This is a genomic window from Verminephrobacter eiseniae EF01-2 (assembly GCF_000015565.1).
Lineage (GTDB): Bacteria > Pseudomonadota > Gammaproteobacteria > Burkholderiales > Burkholderiaceae_C > Acidovorax > Acidovorax eiseniae.
Genome location: NC_008786.1, coordinates 1879138 through 1898407 on the forward strand (window position 1 = coordinate 1879138; position 19270 = coordinate 1898407).

Annotated in this window: 15 protein-coding genes and 1 pseudogene; 9 read left to right on the top strand and 7 right to left on the bottom strand. The window is 63.7% G+C overall.

Features of this window, described 5'->3' with window-relative positions; all coding sequences use genetic code 11:
* Window positions 1-13: 13 nt before the first annotated feature.
* Window positions 14-1282 carry a branched-chain amino acid ABC transporter substrate-binding protein gene (locus tag VEIS_RS08220; RefSeq protein ID WP_011809447.1) on the top strand — a complete coding sequence of 423 codons (1269 nt, stop codon included), beginning with the start codon at window positions 14-16 and terminating at the stop codon, window positions 1280-1282.
* A gap of 147 nt (window positions 1283-1429) precedes the next feature.
* On the top strand, window positions 1430-2500 hold the full coding sequence (gene ltaE, locus VEIS_RS08225; protein ID WP_011809448.1) for a low-specificity L-threonine aldolase: 1071 nt from the start codon (window positions 1430-1432) through the stop codon (window positions 2498-2500).
* Here ltaE and VEIS_RS08230 read toward each other — a convergent pair whose 3' ends face one another.
* Window positions 2501-3220 (bottom strand): YggS family pyridoxal phosphate-dependent enzyme, encoded by a 720-nt coding sequence (locus VEIS_RS08230; protein ID WP_011809449.1) that lies wholly within the window; start codon window positions 3218-3220, stop codon window positions 2501-2503.
* A gap of 67 nt (window positions 3221-3287) precedes the next feature.
* Here VEIS_RS08230 and VEIS_RS08235 point away from each other — a divergent pair, with 67 nt between their 5' ends.
* The 6 genes and pseudogenes from VEIS_RS08235 to VEIS_RS31545 form a co-directional block, all read left to right on the top strand.
* Window positions 3288-4331 carry a type IV pilus twitching motility protein PilT gene (locus tag VEIS_RS08235; RefSeq protein WP_011809450.1) on the top strand — a complete coding sequence of 348 codons (1044 nt, stop codon included), beginning with the start codon at window positions 3288-3290 and terminating at the stop codon, window positions 4329-4331.
* An 88-nt stretch (window positions 4332-4419) separates the two neighbouring features.
* A complete protein-coding gene (locus VEIS_RS08240) occupies window positions 4420-5058 on the top strand; it encodes a Crp/Fnr family transcriptional regulator (RefSeq protein WP_011809451.1) in 639 nt (212 codons plus the stop codon).
* Between the two features lie 342 nt (window positions 5059-5400).
* On the top strand, window positions 5401-6537 hold the full coding sequence (locus VEIS_RS08245; protein ID WP_011809453.1) for a PilT/PilU family type 4a pilus ATPase: 1137 nt from the start codon (window positions 5401-5403) through the stop codon (window positions 6535-6537).
* A gap of 3 nt (window positions 6538-6540) precedes the next feature.
* On the top strand, window positions 6541-7455 hold the full coding sequence (locus tag VEIS_RS08250) for an NAD(P)-dependent oxidoreductase (protein WP_011809454.1): 915 nt from the start codon (window positions 6541-6543) through the stop codon (window positions 7453-7455).
* 199 nt (window positions 7456-7654) lie between these two features.
* Entirely contained in the window at window positions 7655-8365 is a 711-nt protein-coding gene (locus tag VEIS_RS08255; RefSeq protein ID WP_011809455.1) for an NYN domain-containing protein, read from the top strand.
* 83 nt (window positions 8366-8448) lie between these two features.
* Window positions 8449-8553: pseudogene (locus VEIS_RS31545) on the top strand (DNA-binding response regulator); the annotation flags it as partial.
* On the opposite strand, the gene VEIS_RS08260 reads toward VEIS_RS31545, so the two are convergent.
* A complete protein-coding gene (locus VEIS_RS08260; RefSeq protein ID WP_011809456.1) occupies window positions 8529-9038 on the bottom strand; it encodes a PACE efflux transporter in 510 nt (169 codons plus the stop codon). The pseudogene VEIS_RS31545 and the gene VEIS_RS08260 sit on opposite strands and share 25 nt — an antisense overlap.
* 371 nt (window positions 9039-9409) lie before the next feature.
* Window positions 9410-10378, bottom strand: coding sequence for a GMP reductase (locus VEIS_RS08265; protein WP_011809457.1), 969 nt, complete (start codon window positions 10376-10378; stop codon window positions 9410-9412).
* 77 nt (window positions 10379-10455) lie between these two features.
* On the opposite strand from VEIS_RS08265, the gene VEIS_RS08270 reads away from it, so the two are divergent.
* On the top strand, window positions 10456-12837 hold the full coding sequence (locus VEIS_RS08270) for a UvrD-helicase domain-containing protein (protein ID WP_011809458.1): 2382 nt from the start codon (window positions 10456-10458) through the stop codon (window positions 12835-12837).
* A 318-nt stretch (window positions 12838-13155) separates the two neighbouring features.
* Here VEIS_RS08270 and VEIS_RS08275 read toward each other — a convergent pair whose 3' ends face one another.
* The 4 genes from VEIS_RS08275 to VEIS_RS28445 all read right to left on the bottom strand — a co-directional run bounded on the left by VEIS_RS08275 (window position 13156) and on the right by VEIS_RS28445 (window position 19197).
* Window positions 13156-14277 carry an extracellular solute-binding protein gene (locus VEIS_RS08275; protein WP_011809460.1) on the bottom strand — a complete coding sequence of 374 codons (1122 nt, stop codon included), beginning with the start codon at window positions 14275-14277 and terminating at the stop codon, window positions 13156-13158.
* Window positions 14278-14387: 110 nt separating this feature from the next.
* On the bottom strand, window positions 14388-14705 hold the full coding sequence (locus VEIS_RS25835) for a hypothetical protein (RefSeq protein WP_011809461.1): 318 nt from the start codon (window positions 14703-14705) through the stop codon (window positions 14388-14390).
* A 78-nt stretch (window positions 14706-14783) separates the two neighbouring features.
* Window positions 14784-18779: a pilus assembly protein gene (locus VEIS_RS08280; protein ID WP_232287880.1), complete on the bottom strand. Its 3996-nt coding sequence runs from the start codon at window positions 18777-18779 to the stop codon at window positions 14784-14786.
* Between the two features lie 265 nt (window positions 18780-19044).
* Window positions 19045-19197 (bottom strand): hypothetical protein, encoded by a 153-nt coding sequence (locus VEIS_RS28445; RefSeq protein ID WP_157048444.1) that lies wholly within the window; start codon window positions 19195-19197, stop codon window positions 19045-19047.
* Between the last annotated feature and the right edge of the window lie 73 nt (window positions 19198-19270).

Consider the following 19270-nt stretch of genomic DNA (forward strand, 5'->3'; position numbering starts at 1 on the left):
AAAGGAGCGCACCATGCAAACCACCTTGCTCGCCCGGCTGGCCGCCTTGGCCGTCCCGGCCGCCTTGTCGTTCGCCTTATCGTTCAGTACCCCCGCCGGCGCGCAGGAGCCATTCAAGATCGCCTATATCGACCCGCTCACCGGCCCGTTTGCCAGTGTCGGCGAGTTGATGCTCACGCACACCCAGTACGCCGTCGAAGACATCAACGCCAAAGGCGGCGTGCTCAAGGGCCAGCGGCTGCAACTGCTGCTGTTCGACAGCAGGCTCTCGGCCCAGGAGAGCCAAAGCGCCTTGCAAGCGGCCATCGACCAAGGCGCGCGCGCCATCGTCACCGGCGGCTCGGGCTCGTCGGTGGTCACGGCGCTGGTGCAGGCGGCGGCGCGCCACAACCAGCGCAACCCGGGCAAAGAGGTGATCGTGCTCAACCACTCCTCGATCGACCCCGACCTGACGGGCAAGACCTGCAACTTCTGGCATTTCCAGTTCGAGGCCAACACGGCGATGAAGATGAAGGCCATCGCCAACTACATGAAAAAGCAGCCCGACATCAGCCGCGTCTACCTGCTCAACCAGGACTACGCGCATGGCCGGCAATGGGCGCATTACGGGCGCGAGATGGTGGGCCTGGCGCGGCCCGACATCCAATTCGTCGGCGAAACCATGCACCCGCTTGGCCGCGTCAAGGACTTCGCGCCCTACCTGGCCAGGGTCAAAAGCAGCGCAGCCGACACGGTGATCACCGGCAACTGGGGCCAAGACCTGGTGCTGCTGCTCAAGGCGGCGGGCGACGCGGGCTACCATCTGCGCTACTTCAACCACAGCGCCGGGGCCATGCCGGGCACGGTGCTGGCCGTATCGCAGGCCCGGCTGGGGCAGTTGACCTGGGTCGCAGAATGGCACCCTGGCCAGGCCGAAACGCCCCGGGTCGACGCGCTGGCCCGGGCCTACAAAGCCAAGACCGGCAAGGATTTTCTGGCGCCCCGCATCGAGATGACGCCGCGCTTTCTGGCCGCCGCCATCGACAAGGCCCAGTCCACCGACCCGCTGAAGATCGCCCGGGCGCTGGAAGACCTGACGCTCGATTCCGTCATCGGCCCGGTGCGCATGCGCGGCGAAGACCATCAACTGCTGCTGCCCCAGGTGGTCAACACCATTGCGCCGGTGGACGGCAAGGCCGTCAAAGCCGGCTGGGAGGGCACGAACTACGGCTTTCGCACCGACATGGCCTACACCGGCAACGAATTGGCGCAGGGCACGCAGTGCAAGATGGCCCGACCCTGATCGATTGCCCCCGAGCGCGCCTGATCGCCGGCAGGCACAGTTCTTTCTCCCCCATTGGCTTTCCCCCATGGCCGGCATCGCGCGTGGCCGCCGCTACCATAAGCGGCCTATTGACGACTTTGACGACTTGACCCAGGAGAGCGCCCCATGCCCGACTTTCGCAGCGACACCGTGACCCAACCCACGCCGGCGATGCGCGCAGCCATGTTCCAGGCCCCGCTGGGCGACGATGCCTATGCCGACGACCCTTCGGTGAACGCGCTGCAAGAACATGCGGCCGAGGTGCTGGGCTTCGAGGCCGCGCTGTTCGCACCCTCGGGCACGCAAACCAACCTGATCGCGCTATGGGGGCACTGCCAGCGGGGCGACGAAGCCATCGTCGGGCAAAACTGGCACACCTACCGCTGGGAGGCCGGGGGCATGGCGGTGCTGGGCTCGATACAACCCCAGCCGCTGGAAAACCAGCCCGACGGCACGCTGCGCATCGCCGACATCGCCGCCGCGATCAAACCCGACGACGCGCACTTTGCGCGCACCCGCCTGGTGGTGCTGGAGAACACCACCGGCGGCAAGGTGCTGCCGCCGGCCTACCTGGCCGAGGTGGCCCGACTGACCCGCCAGCACGGACTGGCGCTGCACCTGGACGGCGCGCGCATGTTCAACGCCGCCATTGCCGATGCGCAGCGCAGCGGCACCGATGTCTATGCCCAGGCGCGCAGCCTGTGCAGCCATTTCGACTCGGTCTCGCTGTGCCTGAGCAAGGGCCTGGGGGCGCCGGTAGGCTCGCTGGTGCTGGGCCGGCGCGACTTCATCCGCCAGGCGCGCCGTACCCGCAAGATTCTGGGCGGCGGCATGCGGCAGGCCGGCATATTGGCGTCCGCCGGCCACTACGCGCTACAGCACCATGTGCGGCGGCTGGCCGAAGACCATGCCAACCTGGACCAACTCGCCCGGGGCCTGAGCGCGGCGGGCCGCAGCCACCCGGTGCTGCAAGGCCGCATCAGCGTGCAGCCCTGGCAGACCAACATCCTGTTCACCGACCTGCACCCCGATGTGGCGCCAGCCTTCAGCGCCTGGCTGGCAGACAACGGAGTGCGCGTGACCAGCAGCCTGTACGGCGGCCAGACGCGGCTGCGCTGGGTGACGCATCTGGACGTGAGCCCATCCGATGTGGCTGCGACGCTGGACTGTGTGGAGCGGTTTGCGCTGCCGGGCTGATCAGCGCAGCGGGCCAGGCCGGTCGCCGAAGATGCCACTACCCACGCGCACCAGGGTGCTGCCGGCCCAGATCGCGGCCTCCAGATCGGCGGTCATGCCCAGGGACAGGGTGTCGAAGTCCTCCAGACCCGGTACCGCGCTGGCGCATATCTGGTCAAACAGCCGCTTGACGCTGGCATGAATCGCCTTTTGCGCTTGAAAGTCAGGAGCCGGGTCGGGGATGCTCATCAGCCCGCGCAGCCGCAGCCGTGGCAGTTGCGCGATGGCGCGCAGCAACCCCGGCAGTTGCCCCGCTGTCACGCCCGACTTGGTGGCGCCCCCGTCGAGGTTCACCTGAATGCACAGTTGCAGAGGCGGCAGATGCGCGGGGCGCTGGGCCGACAGGCGCTGCGCGATCTTGAGTCGATCGACGCTGTGCACCCAGTCGAAATGCTCGGCCACGAGCCGCGTCTTGTTGCTCTGCACCGGGCCGATGCAATGCCATTGCAGCGCTGCATCGGGCAAGGCCGCGCGCAGGGCGAGGATCTTGTCCACGCCCTCTTGGATGTAGTTTTCGCCAAAGGCGCGCTGGCCAGCCGCCACCGCCTGCGCCACCGCGTCGGCGTTGAAGGTCTTGGCAACGGCCAGCAGGCCGACGCTGGCCGGTGCGCGCCCGGCGGCCATGCAGGCTCGGGTCATCCGGTCCGCGACCTGCTGGAGGTTGGTAGCAATCGTTGTCATAATGGTCAGTCCCGAGCGTACCAAACCAGACAGTCAGCACAATCACCCGCAACGATGGAGGGATTCCGTGGACATTACCCAATTGCTCGCATTCGGCGTCAAGAACAAGGCGTCGGATTTGCACCTTTCTGCTGGTCTGCCGCCGATGATCCGGGTCCATGGCGACGTGCGGCGCATCAACATCGATGCGCTCGACCACAAGGCGGTGCATTCCATGGTGTACGACATCATGAGCGACTCCCAACGCAAAATCTATGAGGAATTTCTGGAGATCGACTTCTCGTTTGAAATCGAAGGCTTGGCGCGCTTTCGCGTCAACGCCTTCACCCAGAACCGCGGCGTGGCCGCCGTGTTCCGCACGATTCCGAGCAAAATCCTGACGCTCGAGCAACTCAACGCCCCGAGGATCTTCGCCGACCTGGCGCTCAAGCCGCGCGGGCTGGTGCTGGTGACCGGCCCCACCGGCTCGGGCAAGTCGACCACGCTGGCGGCCATGGTCAATTTCCTGAACGAAACCGAGTACGGCCATATCCTGACGGTGGAAGACCCGATCGAATTCGTGCACGAGTCCAAGAAATGCCTGATCAACCAGCGCGAAGTAGGCCCGATGACGCTGTCGTTCTCCGCCGCGCTCAAATCGGCCTTGCGCGAAGACCCCGACGCCATCCTGGTCGGCGAAATGCGTGATCTGGAAACCATCCGCCTGGCGATGACGGCCGCTGAAACCGGCCACTTGGTATTCGGCACGCTGCACACCTCCAGCGCCGCCAAGACCATAGACCGGATCATCGACGTGTTCCCGTCCGAAGAAAAAGAAATGATCCGCGCCATGCTGTCCGAATCGCTGCAGGCCGTGATCTCGCAAACCCTGTGCAAGACGCGCGACGGCGCGGGCCGCGTGGCGGCGCATGAAATCATGCTCGGCACCAGCGCCATCCGCAACCTGATCCGCGAGGCCAAGGTGCCGCAGATGTACTCGGCGATACAGACCGGCAACAGCGTGGGCATGCAAACCCTGGATCAGAACCTGACCGACCTGGTAAAGAGCAAAATCATCACCCCAGCCGAAGCGCGCAGCAAAGCCAAGATTCCCGAAAACTTCCCCGGCTGACACGACACCATGCCCTTGTACAAACCCATCCCACCCATGACCCCAGAAACCATGCGGCATTCCAATGCGCCGCATACCGGAGCGAGCGATGAAAGGCATCTTGAGCCTTCTGAGAACCAAGCCCCGCAAGACCCAACCGGCCAGCCCCCACCACACTGACTCCATGCTGTTCGCCTCCGCGTTCGCACACCAGGGCGTGGACGACGAGATGCTGGTGCCCTGGGAAGCGCGGGCCGTCGAAGTGGGCGCGCAGCGCCTGTCCGCGCACCGGGGCGGCAAGCTGCTACGCCACCTGTGGGCCAAAGACAAGTACATGGCGCAGTTGGACAAAGGCGCCTTGGCGCGCGTAGAGCGCTTTTTTGAATTTGCCACCATTGCCGCCCACCGCGATGTGATCCGGCAGGATGAATACGGCAACTTCCTGGTGGTGGTGCTCACCGGCACCATGGCCATCGACCGCATACAGCCTTGGGGCAAGCAACGGCGCTTGGCCGAGGCCCAGCCCGGGGACATGCTCGGCGAAATGTCGCTGCTCGACAGCGGCAGCCGTTTTTCGGCCTGCGCCACACTCACCCCTTGCGAAGTCGCCGTGCTCAGCGCCGAGGGCATGGACGAGATGATGAACGAGGAGCCGCAGTTGGCCGCCAGCCTGGTCACGCTGCTGGCCCGCAAGCTATCGCTGCGCCTGCGCGCGGTCAGTGCCAACCTGAGCGACAACCAAGAGTGATGCGCTCAGGGTATTTTTCAACCCGGACCATGCCGGGACAAAGATCCCGCTGCAAACATGCTGCCTGACAGGTTCCGCGCTGAAAGAAAATGCCGGCACGGGCGGCGCGCTTGCTTTGCTGCCGGGATGCTTGTCCGTCTGCGGCGCTGCGGCCTGGCCCGTTTTTCGACACATCGAGCCGCGATCTTGGCTGAACCTGCTAGCCGGGCACGACATGCGCGTTGCCGCGCGGCCCATGCGTGAAAAAATGGTGCCCCGGATTCGCATCTTCCAGCGCCACGCCGCCCCCTGGCACAGGCCCCATAATCGCCCGATAGACAGATCACCCGGGAGGAAACTCTGATGGACCGCGACCAGGCCAGCAAATTCATCAATGACCTGTTGCGGCTGATGGTCAGCCGCAACGGCAGCGACTTGTTCATCACCGCAGAATTTCCGCCGGCCATCAAGGTCGATGGCAAGGTGACCAAGGTCTCGCCCCAGCCGCTGTCCCCGAGCCACACGCAGACGCTGGCCCGCGCCATCATGAGCGACAAACAGGTGTCCGACTTCGAGCGCACCAAAGAATGCAACTTCGCCATCTCGCCCGCCGGCATCGGCCGCTTTCGGGTCAACACCTTCATACAGCAGGGCAAGGTCGGCATGGTGCTGCGCACGATTCCGCTGACGCCGCCGACCATCGACAGCCTGAAACTGCCGCAGGTGCTCAAGGAAGTGTCCATGCACAAGCGCGGCCTGTGCATCCTGGTGGGCGCCACCGGCTCGGGCAAGACCACTACGCTGGCAGCGCTCGTCGACTGGCGCAACGAAAACTCGTTCGGCCACATCGTCACGGTGGAAGACCCGGTCGAATTCGTGCACTCGCACAAGAACTGCGTGGTGACGCAGCGCGAAGTGGGTCTGGACACCGACAGTTGGGAACTTGCGCTCAAAAACGCGCTGCGCCAAGCCCCCGACGTGGTCCTGATGGGCGAGATCCGCGACCGCGAAACCATGGCGCACGCGATCACCTTCTCCGAAACCGGCCATCTGTGCCTGGCCACGCTGCACGCCAACAGCGCCAACCAGGCACTCGACCGGATCATCCACTTCTTCCCCGAAGATTCCCGCATCCAGATGCTGATGGACCTGTCACTGAACCTGCGCGCCCTGATATCGCAGCGCCTGATCCCGAAACAGGACGGCAGGGGCCGCATCGCTGCGGTCGAGGTGCTGCTCAACACGCCGCTGATCTCCGACCTGATCTTCAAGGGCGAAGTCTCGGAGATCAAAGAAATCATGAAAAAGAGCCGCAACCTGGGCATGCAGACCTTCGACCAGGCACTGTTCGACGCCTACGATGCCTACGCGATCAGCTACGAAGACGCGCTGCGCAACGCCGATTCGGTCAATGACCTGCGCCTGCAAATCAAACTCAACAGCCAACGCGCCAAGTCGCCCGACCTGGCCGCTGGCACCGAGCATTTAGGGATCGTTTGAACCATGCCAAGCACCAACCCGCGCCACTACGACGCCGCCCCTGCGCGCAAGACAGCCTTCCTGGGGCTGGGCGTGATGGGCTATCCGATGGCCGCGCACCTCGCGCTGGCCGGCCATCAGGTCACCGTCTACAACCGCACCAGCGCAAAATCGACAGCATGGTGCGAAGAATATGCCTGCACCAATGGTCCAAAACATGCCGCCAGCCCGCGCGAAGCCGCAGCCGGCGCAGAGTTGGTGTTCTGCTGCGTGGGCAACGACGACGACCTGCGCAGCGTCACACTCGGTGCCGATGGCGCCTTTGCCGGCATGGCGCCTGGCGCCATCTTCGTCGACCACACCACGGCATCGGCGCAAGTGGCGCGGCAACTGCACGCCGCAGCCCTGGCCCTGGGCCTGCACTTTGTCGATGCCCCGGTCTCCGGTGGCCAGGCCGGCGCACAAAACGGCCTGTTGACCGTGATGTGCGGCGGCGATGCCGCAGCCTTCGACGCGGCCCGGCCCGTGGCCATGGCATTCGCGCGCGCCTGCACGCTGCTGGGTGCCAGTGGTTCAGGACAACTGGCCAAGATGGTCAACCAGATCTGCATCGCCGGTCTGGTGCAAGCCCTGTCCGAGGCCATAGCCTTTGGCCAGAATGCCGGTCTCGACATGCAGCAGGTGCTGTCAGTGATCGGCAAAGGCGCAGCACAAAGCTGGCAACTGGACAACCGCGGCCAGACCATGCTGGAGGGCAAGTTCGACTTCGGCTTTGCGGTCGACTGGATGCGCAAAGACCTGGGCCTGGTGTTCGACGAAGCCCGGCGCAACGGCTCGCGCTTGCCAGTGACGGCGCTGGTCGACCAGTTCTATGCCGATGTGCAGAAGATGGGTGGTCGCCGCTGGGATACATCGAGCCTGGTCAAGCGCTTGGGTTGATGTGTACCCCCAGAATCGCCTGTGGCGCCTGCCCGTTGAAGTGGGAGCCAGCGGCTTGGCAAAATTCAGTGCCGAATTTGGTGCCGAATTTCGGCTCCGCGAATTTTGCAGTACAATGCGCGTATCCCGCCCCTTGAAGTAAGCCTCCAATCATCCTGGATGTGCCAAAACTTGGGGCGTTTTCGTTTCCGGAGGAATCGTGCCCACCGCTGTACTCATCGATGGCGGCTACTTTGTCAAACGCTTTCGTGCCATTTTCCCGGAGCGCGCGCACGATGCGATGCGCGCGGCCGATTTGGCTTGGCGGTGGGCCATGCTGCACATGCGGGAAGGCAGCGCACGAGGAAAACGGCGGGAGCACGAGTTGTATCGCATCTTTTTCTACGACTGTCCCCCGCTGCTCAAGAAGTTGCACAACCCCCTGACCGGCAAGGTCGTCGATTTCTCGAAAACCGACGAGGCCCGCTTCCGCACGGAACTGCATGGACGCCTGCGTTGCAAGCGCAAGCTCGCCCTGCGCATGGGGCATCTTTCCGGGGATACGCCGTGGACGCTGGTGCCGTCGGCCATCCAGGACCTGCTCAAGAAGAAACGCAAGTTCGAGGAACTGACCGAAGGGGACTTGCTGCCCAATGTCCGCCAGAAAGGGGTGGACATGCGCATCGGGATCGACATTGCGTCACTGGCCTTCAAGCGACAGGTTGACCAGATCGTTCTCGTCGCCGGCGATGCCGACTTCGTTCCTGCGGCCAAGCTGGCGCGGCGCGAAGGCATTGATTTCATCCTGGATCCGATGTGGCGTTCCGTCGATCCAAGCCTCAATGAGCACATCGACGGGCTTCGCTCTACATGCGCGCGGCCGGTCCCGAAAGTGGCTGCCAAGGACGGCATGTCCGCGCAGTCTGAATGACATTGCCATGACTGCTCCATATCGCCTGGGGTGAACGAGCCACCGCGCGCCATATGTCGTGCATCCCGGGCGCGGACCACCACCGCACGGTGAACAAGCACTTGGAGCATCGCTTCGAGAAGCAAGGGATGCAAACCCACAGGGTTGCTGCCGCCGTCGCCAGTCAGTGTCTGCGGCCCGGCTTGCCAGGCCGGGCCGCAGACACTGGTGTTGCCGATGTCCGCGCTGCCGATGCGGGCAGGCCGAAAAGCTGATCGAACATCCAGTTGAAAACAAAGGTGTAGCCCAGAAAGAAGATGGCCAGCGCCAAGTCCATCACGAACGCCTGCCACAGGCTTATGCCAAACCACCAAGCCAGTAGCGGCACCAGAAGCACCACCAAGCCACCCTCAAAACCCACGGCATGTGCGATGCGCCGTCGCACATTGCGCCCGCGCACGGTCTGGCGCGACTCCCAGTACTCGAACGCCCAGTTGAACAACAGGTTCCACAGCACGGCAATCGCCGAAGTCGCCACTGCCACCACGCCCGAGTGCCCCGCGCTCTGCCCCGTCAGCCAAGCCAGCCCGACCGTGACCACCACAATGGCGATCAGTTCATACAGCGTGACGTAAATCACCCGCCGCCACAGACCTTGTAGCCCGGGGCCTGGGTTTGGAATAGGCGCTTTCATCCGGGATTTCCCATTAGCCCCGATTCCCAATGAAAACCATTAGCGCAAGTCATTGAAAACATTGAGATTCAGGGCATTCCTTACTGAATCCAGGCAATCGCGATTTGAGTGCCGGAGAACAGATGAAATTTGCTTGTGGGATGCGGCAACAACCTTTGCTTTGCCTGCGCGATTTTCTCCCGTTTTTCGCCTTGAGATTTTCTAATGGAAAATATCGGTTGAACTCGCTCGTGAACTGTCACCATACAAAGCCAACATCGTCCGACACCGCTTACAACCCCCTTCAAGCCTGAGCTGGCCTGCGGCGCGGAGTTGTGGGTAAACCGCAGGCCCCGGAGGGGGAGCCGTTGCAGGCGACTCGGGGCGGCTTCTCACATCAACACCGCGTTGTCGCCGCCCAGGATCACGTAGTTCACCTTGCGGATGTCCATCAGCTTCTTGCCACCGGCATAGCTGATCGAGCTTTGCAGGTCCTGCTCCATCTCCACCAGCGTATGGGCCAGCGGGCCTTTGATCGGTTCCAGGATGCGCCGGCCCTCGACATGTTTGTACTCGCCTTTGTTGAAAGGGCTGGCAGAGCCGTAGTATTCCTTGAACCGCTCGCTGCCTTCTTCGACGGTTTGGCCGGGCGATTCTTCATGGCCGGCCAGCAGCGCGCCGACCATCACCATGCTGGCCCCGAAGCGGATGCTTTTGGCAATGTCGCCATGGCTGCGGATGCCGCCGTCGGCAATGATGGGCCGGGTCGCCACGCGGGCGCACCATTTGAGCGCCGACAACTGCCAGCCGCCGGTGCCAAAGCCGGTCTTGAGCCGGGTGATGCAGACCTTGCCCGGGCCCACGCCCACCTTGGTGGCGTCGGCGCCCCAGTTTTCCAGGTCGATCACGGCCTCGGGCGTGGCCACGTTGCCGGCAATCACGAAGGCCCGGGGGAGCCGGGTCTTGATCCGGTTGATCATCTCCTGCACGCTGTCGGCATGGCCGTGGGCGATGTCGATGGTGATGTATTCGGGTGTGATGCGCTGTGCTGCCAACTGCTCCACGGTGTCATGGTCGGGTGGTTGCACGCCCAGCGATATCGAGGCGTAGCAGCCCCGGGCCTGCATGTCCCGGACGAACCGGACATTGTCCAGGTCGAACCGGTGCATCACGTAGAAGTAGCCGTTCTGGGCCATCCAGGCGCAGATTTTTTCGTCCACCACGGTTTTCATGTTGGCCGGCACCACGGGGATGCGAAACGAGCGCTCGCCCAGCCGCACGCTGGTGTCGCATTCCGAGCGGCTGCGCACGCGGCATTTGCGCGGCAGCAAAAGGACGTTGTCGTAGTCGAAGATTTCCATCGGATTCCAAGCTCCATCGAGTGGGCGCGCGCTGCAAAACGATCCCGGTTGCGCCGGGTGCTTTCTACAATGGCTGCATGTTCCCACAAGACCCGCTCCCGGATGCCCCATCGGCCGCATCCCCCCTTCTGGTCCATCTGAACCCCGAGCAACTCGCCGCCGTGACGCTGCCGGCCGGCCATGCGCTGATCTTGGCGGGGGCGGGGTCGGGCAAGACGCGGGTGCTCACCACGCGCATCGCCTGGCTGCTGCAAAACGGCCATGCCAGGCCCGGCAGTATCCTGGCCGTGACCTTTACCAACAAGGCCGCCAAGGAAATGGTGGCGCGCCTGTCGGCGATGCTGCCGGTGCATGTGCGCGGCATGTGGATCGGCACCTTCCACGGTCTGTGCAACCGCCTGCTGCGTGCGCACCATCAGGCTGCGGGCCTGCCGCAGACCTTTCAGATTCTGGACACGCAAGACCAGCTTGCCGCCGTCAAGCGCCTGTGCAAGCAACACAACGTTGATGACGAGCGCTTTGCGCCCAAGGATTTGGCGCACTTCATCGCCAACTGCAAGGAGCAGGGCCTGCGCCCGAACGATGTGCAGGGCCAGGACAGCAACACCCGCAAGAAGATCGAGATTTACCAACTCTACGAAGAGCAATGCCAGCGCGAGGGCGTTGTCGATTTTGGCGAGCTGATGCTGCGCAGCTACGAACTGTTGCGTGACAACGATCACCTGCGTGCGCATTACCAGCGCCGCTTTGCCCATATCCTGGTCGACGAGTTCCAAGACACCAACCAACTGCAATACGCCTGGCTCAAGCAGTTGGCAGGCAATGTCGTGGACGGGCGCTACCAGGCGCACGGCAGCGTGCTGGCCGTGGGCGACGATGACCAGAGCATCTACGCCTTTCGCGGTGCGCGCGTGGGCAACATGGCCGACTTCGTGCGCGAGTTCGGCGTGCAGCAGCAGATCAAGCTCGAACAGAACTACCGCAGCTACAGCCATATCCTGGACTCGGCCAACGCGCTGATCAGCCACAACAGCAGCCGCCTGGGCAAGAACCTGCGCACCACGCAAGGCCCCGGCGAGCCGGTGCGGGTGTACGAGGCGAGCTCCGATCTGGCCGAGGCGCAGTGGATGGTCGACGAGATCAAACAACTGCTGCGCAGCGACGGCTTCGAGCACCGGGAGATCGCCGTGCTGTACCGCAGCAATGCGCAAAGCCGGGTGATCGAATCGGCGCTGTTCAATGCCGGCGTGCCTTACCGCGTGTACGGTGGTCTGCGCTTTTTCGAGCGTGCCGAAATCAAGCATGCGCTGGCCTATCTGCGCCTGCTGGAGAACCCGCAGGACGACACCAGCTTTGCGCGCGTGGTGAACTTTCCGCCGCGCGGCATTGGTGCGCGCAGCATCGAGGTGCTGCAAGATGCAGCCCGCGCCGCCGGCTGCTCACTGTACGACGGCGTGAGCGCCGTGCCCGGCAAGGCGGGCATCAACCTGGGCGCATTCGTGGCGCTGGTCGATGGCCTGCGCGCGCAGACACGGGGGCTGAATCTGCGCAGCATCATCGAGCAGATGCTCGAATCCACGCGACTGGTGGCGCACTTTTGCACCGAAAAGGAAGGCGCCGACCGCATCGAGAACTTGCAGGAACTGATCAATGCAGCGGAGAGCTTCGTCACGCAAGAGGGCTTTGGCCGCGATGCCGTGGCCTTGCCGCTGGATGAGCATGGCGGCGCTGCACCGCCCAAGCCACCGATGCCCGGCATCGTGGACGCCGACACCGGCGAAACCCTGTCGCCGCTGGCCGCCTTCCTGACCCATGCCGCACTGGAGGCGGGCGACAACCAGGCCCAGGCCGGACAGAACGCCGTGCAACTGATGACCGTACACGCCAGCAAGGGGCTGGAGTTTGATGGTGTGTTCATCGGCGGCATGGAAGAGGGCCTGTTCCCGCACGAGAACGCGGCCAGCGAGCGCGACACTCTGGAGGAAGAGCGTCGCCTGATGTACGTGGCCATCACCCGCGCGCGCCGGCGCCTGTATCTGAGCCATTCGCAAACGCGCATGTTGCATGGCCAGACCCGCTACAACATCAGGAGCCGTTTCTTCGACGAACTGCCTGAGGCGGCGCTCAAGTGGCTCACACCCAAGCGCCAGTCCTTTGCCGCGCTTGCTTCTCATTCAGGAGCAGGCAGTGCATATTCTTCCAGTGCCAGGCAGTCATTCGGTTTCAAATCCGCAGGTGCTGAATCAGGGGTCTTTGCCCATCTGCCGGTGCCGCCGCGCAAGGGCGCGCCCGCGCATGGTCTTGCCGCCGGCATTGCCGTGTTTCACACCAAGTTCGGCGAAGGCAAGGTGCTGGCCCTTGAAGGCAGCGGCACCGATGAGCGTGCCCAAGTCCATTTTGCGCGCCACGGCAGCAAATGGCTGCTGCTGTCGGTGGCCAAGCTGACGGTGGTGGATTGAACGCGGGGGGCGCCATCGTGCCAGGACAGCGTCATCGGTGGGCTACGCCGAAGCGCTCGGCCAATGAGGAAGACGCTTGTCGAGTGTCCACAACCGGGCGCCTGGCGTGATCAGGGTGGGCGCCAGCAGCGACATGTCCACCACACCAATCCACACCCCAACCCGCACAGCCTCTCGCGCTCGATGAAGACCCTGACCTCGCCCAAGCCCGCCAGATTGCAAGGCTGCAACAGGCATAGGAGAGCGGAATAAGCAACGGCCCATGTTGCGGGGTGGAGTCCCGGCCCGAGCGGGGGCGCGGGACGCCAGGGGGCCTGGTCAGCGTCTTGCCTTGAAGTTGGTGAATATGCTGGTCTGGACTTTGCGGATGGCTTGCGGCAGCGCATCAGGCGCCACCATGGTCTTGATGGCTTCGTTGTCCAGGAAGATGGACTTGTTCTCGGCCACGTCCTTTGTCACGAACTTCAGCGAGGCTGCGTTGGGATTGGCGTAGAACACTTTGTTGGTCAGCGACGCATGCACTTCGGGACGCAGGATGTAGTTGATGAACAAATGGGCGTTTTCCACATTCTGGGCGTCCTTGGGGATGGCCATGGTGTCAAAGAACAGGGTGGCGCCGGACTTGGGCACCAGTGCCTCGATCACGACGGGCGTTTTGGTCTTGGCAGCGGCCGCGCGGCTGCGGGCGATGTTGATGTCGCCCGAGTAACCCATCACCAGACAAATGGCGCCACTGGCCATTTCCTCGATATAGCCCGACGACGAGATGCGTGTGACGTAGGGGCGGATGGCCTTGAGCACTTTGCCGGCAGCCTCGTAATCGGCAGCGTCCTTGCTGTAGGGGGGCTTGCCGGCGTACAGCAAGGCGATCGGGAGCACTTCGGAAGCCGAGTCCAACACGCTGACACCGCAACTCTTGAGCTTGTTCACGTACTTCACGTCAAACAGCAGGTCCCAGGCGTTGTCCGGCATCGGCATGTCGCCCAGCGCCTTCTTGACTTTGTTCACGTTGATGCCCACCGTGACATAGCCCCACAGCCAGTCCACCAGGTATTCGTTGCCGGGGTCGAGCTTGTTCAACTGCTCCAGCAGCCCTTTGTCCAGATTGCCCCAGTTGCTCAGCTTGCTCTTGTCGAGTTTTTGCAGCAGACCGGCCTCGATCTGGGTCTTGGCAAAGTGGGAGCCGGGCACGACGATGTCATAACCGGTCTTGCCGGCGACCAGTTTGGCGTGCAGGATTTCGTTGTTGTCGAAGTTGTCGTAGCGGACCTTGATGCCGTACTCTTTCTCGAAGTTCTTGATGGTGTCGTCGGCGATGTAGTCCGACCAGTTGTAGATGTTGAGCACCTTGGATTCTGCAGCATGCGCGCCCACGGCAATGCACAGGGCAGTGGTCAGCAGCGCCAGCGTGGCGCCCCAGTGTTTAAAGCTCTTGGTCATTGCAATCAATCCTCTTGGAAGGAGATGGGGATGGGGATGGAGGGAGCGTCTGCGCCAGCGGCAGGGTGAAAATAATATCAGAGCATTTGCCACCGACGGCGTGCCATCAGCTACACAGTTGCAACATTGGCGCGGGCTGTATAGCCACCAGACAGCGGGTATCCCAAGTTCTGCAATGACTGCTCAGAGGTCGGCAGCGGCTGGTGCAATGAAGCCAAGCGCATGATGAAAATTTCAGGCGTGGGCCTGCTCACGGCGACTGCGGCTAGTGTCGCGTCACCGATCAGATGTCGTAGGCTGCACGCAGCCATCGGAGCGCAGCGCAAGGCGCATAGCGCGGCCAATACCGAGCGTATTGGCAAGCGATGCAACGCCGCGATGCGCTTCGATGGCCAGCGCAGACCGACAGATGATCGGTGACGCGACACTAGTCACGATGGGCCATGTCAGCGCCAAGCAACCCGTGCAGCGAGCAGCGAGCAAGGGGCCATCGCTCTACGGCGAAGTTACGGCGAAGCAGCGGAAGACTTGTCCACCTTACCCTTCAACTCCTGATAGTTGAAGATACGCTGCCAGCTCAGCCGGCCAACGGTATCGCGAGCGGGCGCAAGAGCCGAGCCGCTGCCGGCGCCTGCACCACCGTGCGTTGGTGGAACCGCAAACCTGAGGACTTCACGCTGGCGCCGGCCCGTGCTATCGGCCGCCGTCACCCGGGCCTGGTCACTGGACACCACAACCGCCGGCCCGAGGAAACCCTGGGTGGAAGAGACATAACCTGCCTTGGCATTGCCAATGATCAGATAGTACCGATGACCACCGCCCAAGGCATTCGAGCAAGCGCCGGAGCCCCTGGCCGGAGGAATCTTCGACTGCACGAGCGCCGACAGATCGCCCAAATCCAGCGCCGCCTGGTCGATGCGCTCGCCGGAGACAGGCAAATCAAAGAACCAACCGGCGCGCGTGGCGACATCCGCGTCGGAACGGGGACGCCCCCAGCGGAAAGCGCGCACCGACACGGACCGATTGCCCGTATCGACAACCCCCTGCTGAAGACGCCCGCGGCCCGCAATGGCGCTGACCGCCGGACTCGCATCGGCGCGCGTCGAGCCATTGTCATAAATGACATACACCGACTGCCCGAACGTTGACGCACCGTCGGGCACCTCCAGATACTTGCCGGTGCCCACCACCACGTAGAACGTCTCCACCCCCCCGACGACCGGGCCGACAAAAACGGCAGGCGCCGCAAAGAGCGGCTGCACCTGCCCGTCATCGGAGCGCGCGCTATACAGCGGATAGGGCGCAGGACTGGCCGCCGTACCCTGGTCGAAAAACGACAACCCATTCATGCTCCACTTGTCCGTCCCCTTGCCCGCGAACTGCAGCCGCCAGAGCTTGCCATGCAGGTCGCCCACATAGATATCCGTCACCTCGCCCTGGATACCGTACAGGGCGCTGAAATTGGCCAAACCCGGGGCAACGGTGCGCGCCAAACCGGGATCGGTGGGCAGGGACACCTTGAAGTAATTGTGCCCCGGGAGCCAGGCCTGACCGGCAGGCTTGTCCAGCGCCAACAAAAACAGCGCCGGGCGGCCCGAGCCGGGCTGCGGCTGGTTGTCATCGGGCACATGGTTGTTCACACCGCTGCCCACCACGGCAAACCAGCGATACACGGCAGCCTGGCGGCGGCCATTGCGCATCGGCGCGTTGGTCCTGATCTTCATGATCCGGGGTGAACCGAGCACCTGACCCATGTCCGGGTCATCGGCGCGCGTGAATTCCCACATCACGTGGCTGGAATCGAAACGCGCCGGGTCCGACACATCCAGCGCAAACACACCGGCGCCACCGGCGCCGGTGCCCGAGACCAGCACCGTTTTCCAATCGCGGGCACTGGAATTGCCAGGGCCCACCCAGGCCTGGGCCACCACCGAGGGGGCATCCACATAGCTCTGGTGATGGTTGCGAAAGCCCGGCTCCGTCAGCGCGGACAGTCTGGGCACGAGCCAACTGGGAATATAGGCAAACAGCTCATCGCCCGTGTTCGCATTGAACGCATGGAGCATGCCGTCATTGGCGCCGACGAACACGGCCGGCGTGCGCGCGCCGTACTGTCTGCGAAAGTCCGCATACCCGGCGCCGGGGAATACGTTCGACGGCGGGCCGGAATACGAAATATTGGAGTTCACGATATCCCCCAGCAGGGAACTGCGCAGCCGAAACGGCGCCCCCTCCTTGCTGCGATCGCCACGCAGGTAAGCGATCCGGTCGGCGCCGGCCGCGCCGCCAAAGTGCAGCGCCAGCGATCGGAGGTCGATGTCATCCCGGGTGAACCTGCTCGCCACCGGGACCGGGTGGCGCCCTGGCCTGCCCACATGGATATTGCGGCGCGCGGGCGGCATCCGGTCGAGTTGCTGCGCCGCCCGCCAAAGGGGCGGCAGAATCTCCAGCGCCTGGCTGGCATTGTGGCCGATCGGCTCGGCCACGACATCGCCACTCCAATCGCCGGTGTCGAACCGGGCCGAATACATGACCGAGCCCTGGCTGAGCTGGCTGCCCGTGTTCAGGCGCGCACCGGCCGCACTGCGCATGCCCATCGATGCGCGGTAGAAAATCCGGTCGAAAGCGCTGAGCAGGCCGCGCGCGGGCGCCGGGCCTGCCGGGTCGAGGAAATGGTAGGCGCTGGCTTCGCCGGGCTGCTCGGGTTTTTGCCAGACATCATCGATGAACTGGCCGTGCCGGTCCCTGAACGGATGGACGTTGGCATCATGCGGGCCGGGACGCGCCAGAGCGGTCTCGAAGCCGCCATATTTGGCGGCCATGAAGAACTGGTTGCGGGTGCGGCGGGTGGCCGCATCGCTTTGCAGCCCTGCCTCATTGACATCGAAAGCCCAGGTCTTGACCCGCAGGCCCGGGCGCTGTTTGTCCGGTTGCGCGCTCCAGCCGGCGCCGCGAATGTCGTTCGTTCTGGCCCAATACGCCAGGCCGATGATCGGTTTGGTGAATGTCCAGTGCCCGGTATGGGGGTTGCCGCTGGCGCTCTCGAAGCGCTTGATGGCCTCGCGCCAGTGATCGATGTCGGGAATGTTGCGCGCTGCGTCGGGGCCGGGCAGGGCATGGTGTTCATGCGTGTGTATGTCCCCGACCAGCAGGATGTGGCTTTTGACGCACGAGTAATCACTGGCATTCGTGCGCCCGGCGCCATACGGGTCGTCCCACTGCGTGTAGACCGGATAGCCATCGGCCAGGGCGCCATTGGCAGGAACGCCTGCGATGGCACGGGGGTCTGGCGCAAGTCCCTGCAAATACCGCAGCGCCTCGTAATGCAGTTCGCCGACGGGGTCCAATTCCTTGTACAGGCCAGGCACAGCGCCGGTGCGGCCAAACTTGTTCAGATAGTTGATGACCCCGCTGATGGCGGGCGTGCCGGGCATGGACCCCGGTGTAGACCCCGGTATAGGCCCCGGGTTGGCGATGAACACGCCGGTGTCCTTGTCCCACTCGGCATGCGCGTTGCTGCCGGAGATCTGGCCGTTGATGTCGTAGGTTTTCGTGCCCACGTATTTCATCGGGGCGCGCATGACGCCGCCATAGCGACGATGCTCGTCGTCGTTGTCCAGCAGGTAGCCAAATGCTGCCAGGCGCAGTTGGTCGCTGTATTTCTGGATCACGCCGGTGGGTTTGTAGTTGCCGCCGGGATACTGCTGGCACAGTGGGTAGTCGCGGTGGTCCTGGAGTTTGCCCGAGGCGTCGGCATCGCAGACGCGCACGCGCGCGTAGAAGTAGCCGTCGGAATTGAGCGCCGGAGTGCCCACCAGGTCATAGGCCGAGGTGTCATCGCAGGAGCCGGTGGGCCCGGCTGCGGTGGTTGGCGCGGCCCTGAAGTAGATGCGATCGAGCATGTTGGCCACATGAATGTCCCGCAAGCCGGCAGCATGGATCATGGGCAGGGGCAGTGCGCCATGGTAGCTGCCACCATGCGCCCGCAGGTGTTTTGCCGGAAAGTAGTCTGGGTGGTTCCACATGCACTGGGGGTTGCCGTCGCCGGGCAGCATCGCGCGCTGCAAGACGGTCAGTGCTGGGGTGTCGATATGGCGGTCTCCGCCCGAGAGTGCCAGGCGAAGCATGTCGATGGCAGAGCCGGAGGCCCAGTTCAGGAAGTTGCCGCTGAATGCGTTGGCGCAGCGGCGCTTGGTTGCCGGCCCGGTGCGTTCGAATCGTTTGTCGGCTTTTGCGCGGGCGTCGTTGTATGCGTAGCAGCTTTGTGCATCGTAGTAACCCAGGTACTCTTTGTCCGGGCTGTATGTGTCGTCGGTGGCGTTTTGCGAGGTGTATTGCGCTCCGACTGTCGGAAACTCCACCGATAGCGCAAGCAGCAAGGCGGGTTTGTCTGCCGGCGGCGCTGCATGCAAGGGGGTGTTGGCCAGAGCGACTGTTTTGGGTGCGGGCAGGGCTTCGGTGCCCAGGGCCATGCAGTGGCTGCCCAGGGCGATGGGCAGCAAGATCGAGGTCAGATAAGTGGCGCGGCTTGGGGGTGGGCGTTTGCGCTGCCTTGGCCCGCTTTGTCCGGGTGCGCCTGCCCGGCACGGTTTGCTCATCATGCGGCGGTCCATGGGTGACAAACTGCAACTTCGTGCCGGCAAGCGTACTCCGGCCTGTATCCGGGACCAATAGATGAAATCCCGTAAGCAGTCGGTCCATTCGGTCCGCAGTCCTGTCCTGTTGCCAGGCTGTCAGGTCAGTTCCCCGGTGGCCGCTAGTGTCGCGTCACGGATCAGATGTCGTAGGCTGCGCGCAGCCATCGGAGCGCAGCACAAGGCGCATCGCGCAGCCCATACCGATCTGTATTGGCAAGCGATGCAACGCCGCGCTGCGCTTCGATGGCCAGCGCAGACCGACAGATGATCGGTGACGCGACACTAGGCATTTGGTGTTGATCGAAGCGCGCGTGGGCCCGTAGTGCACCGATGCTGTGGTTTCGGGCGGAAAAATG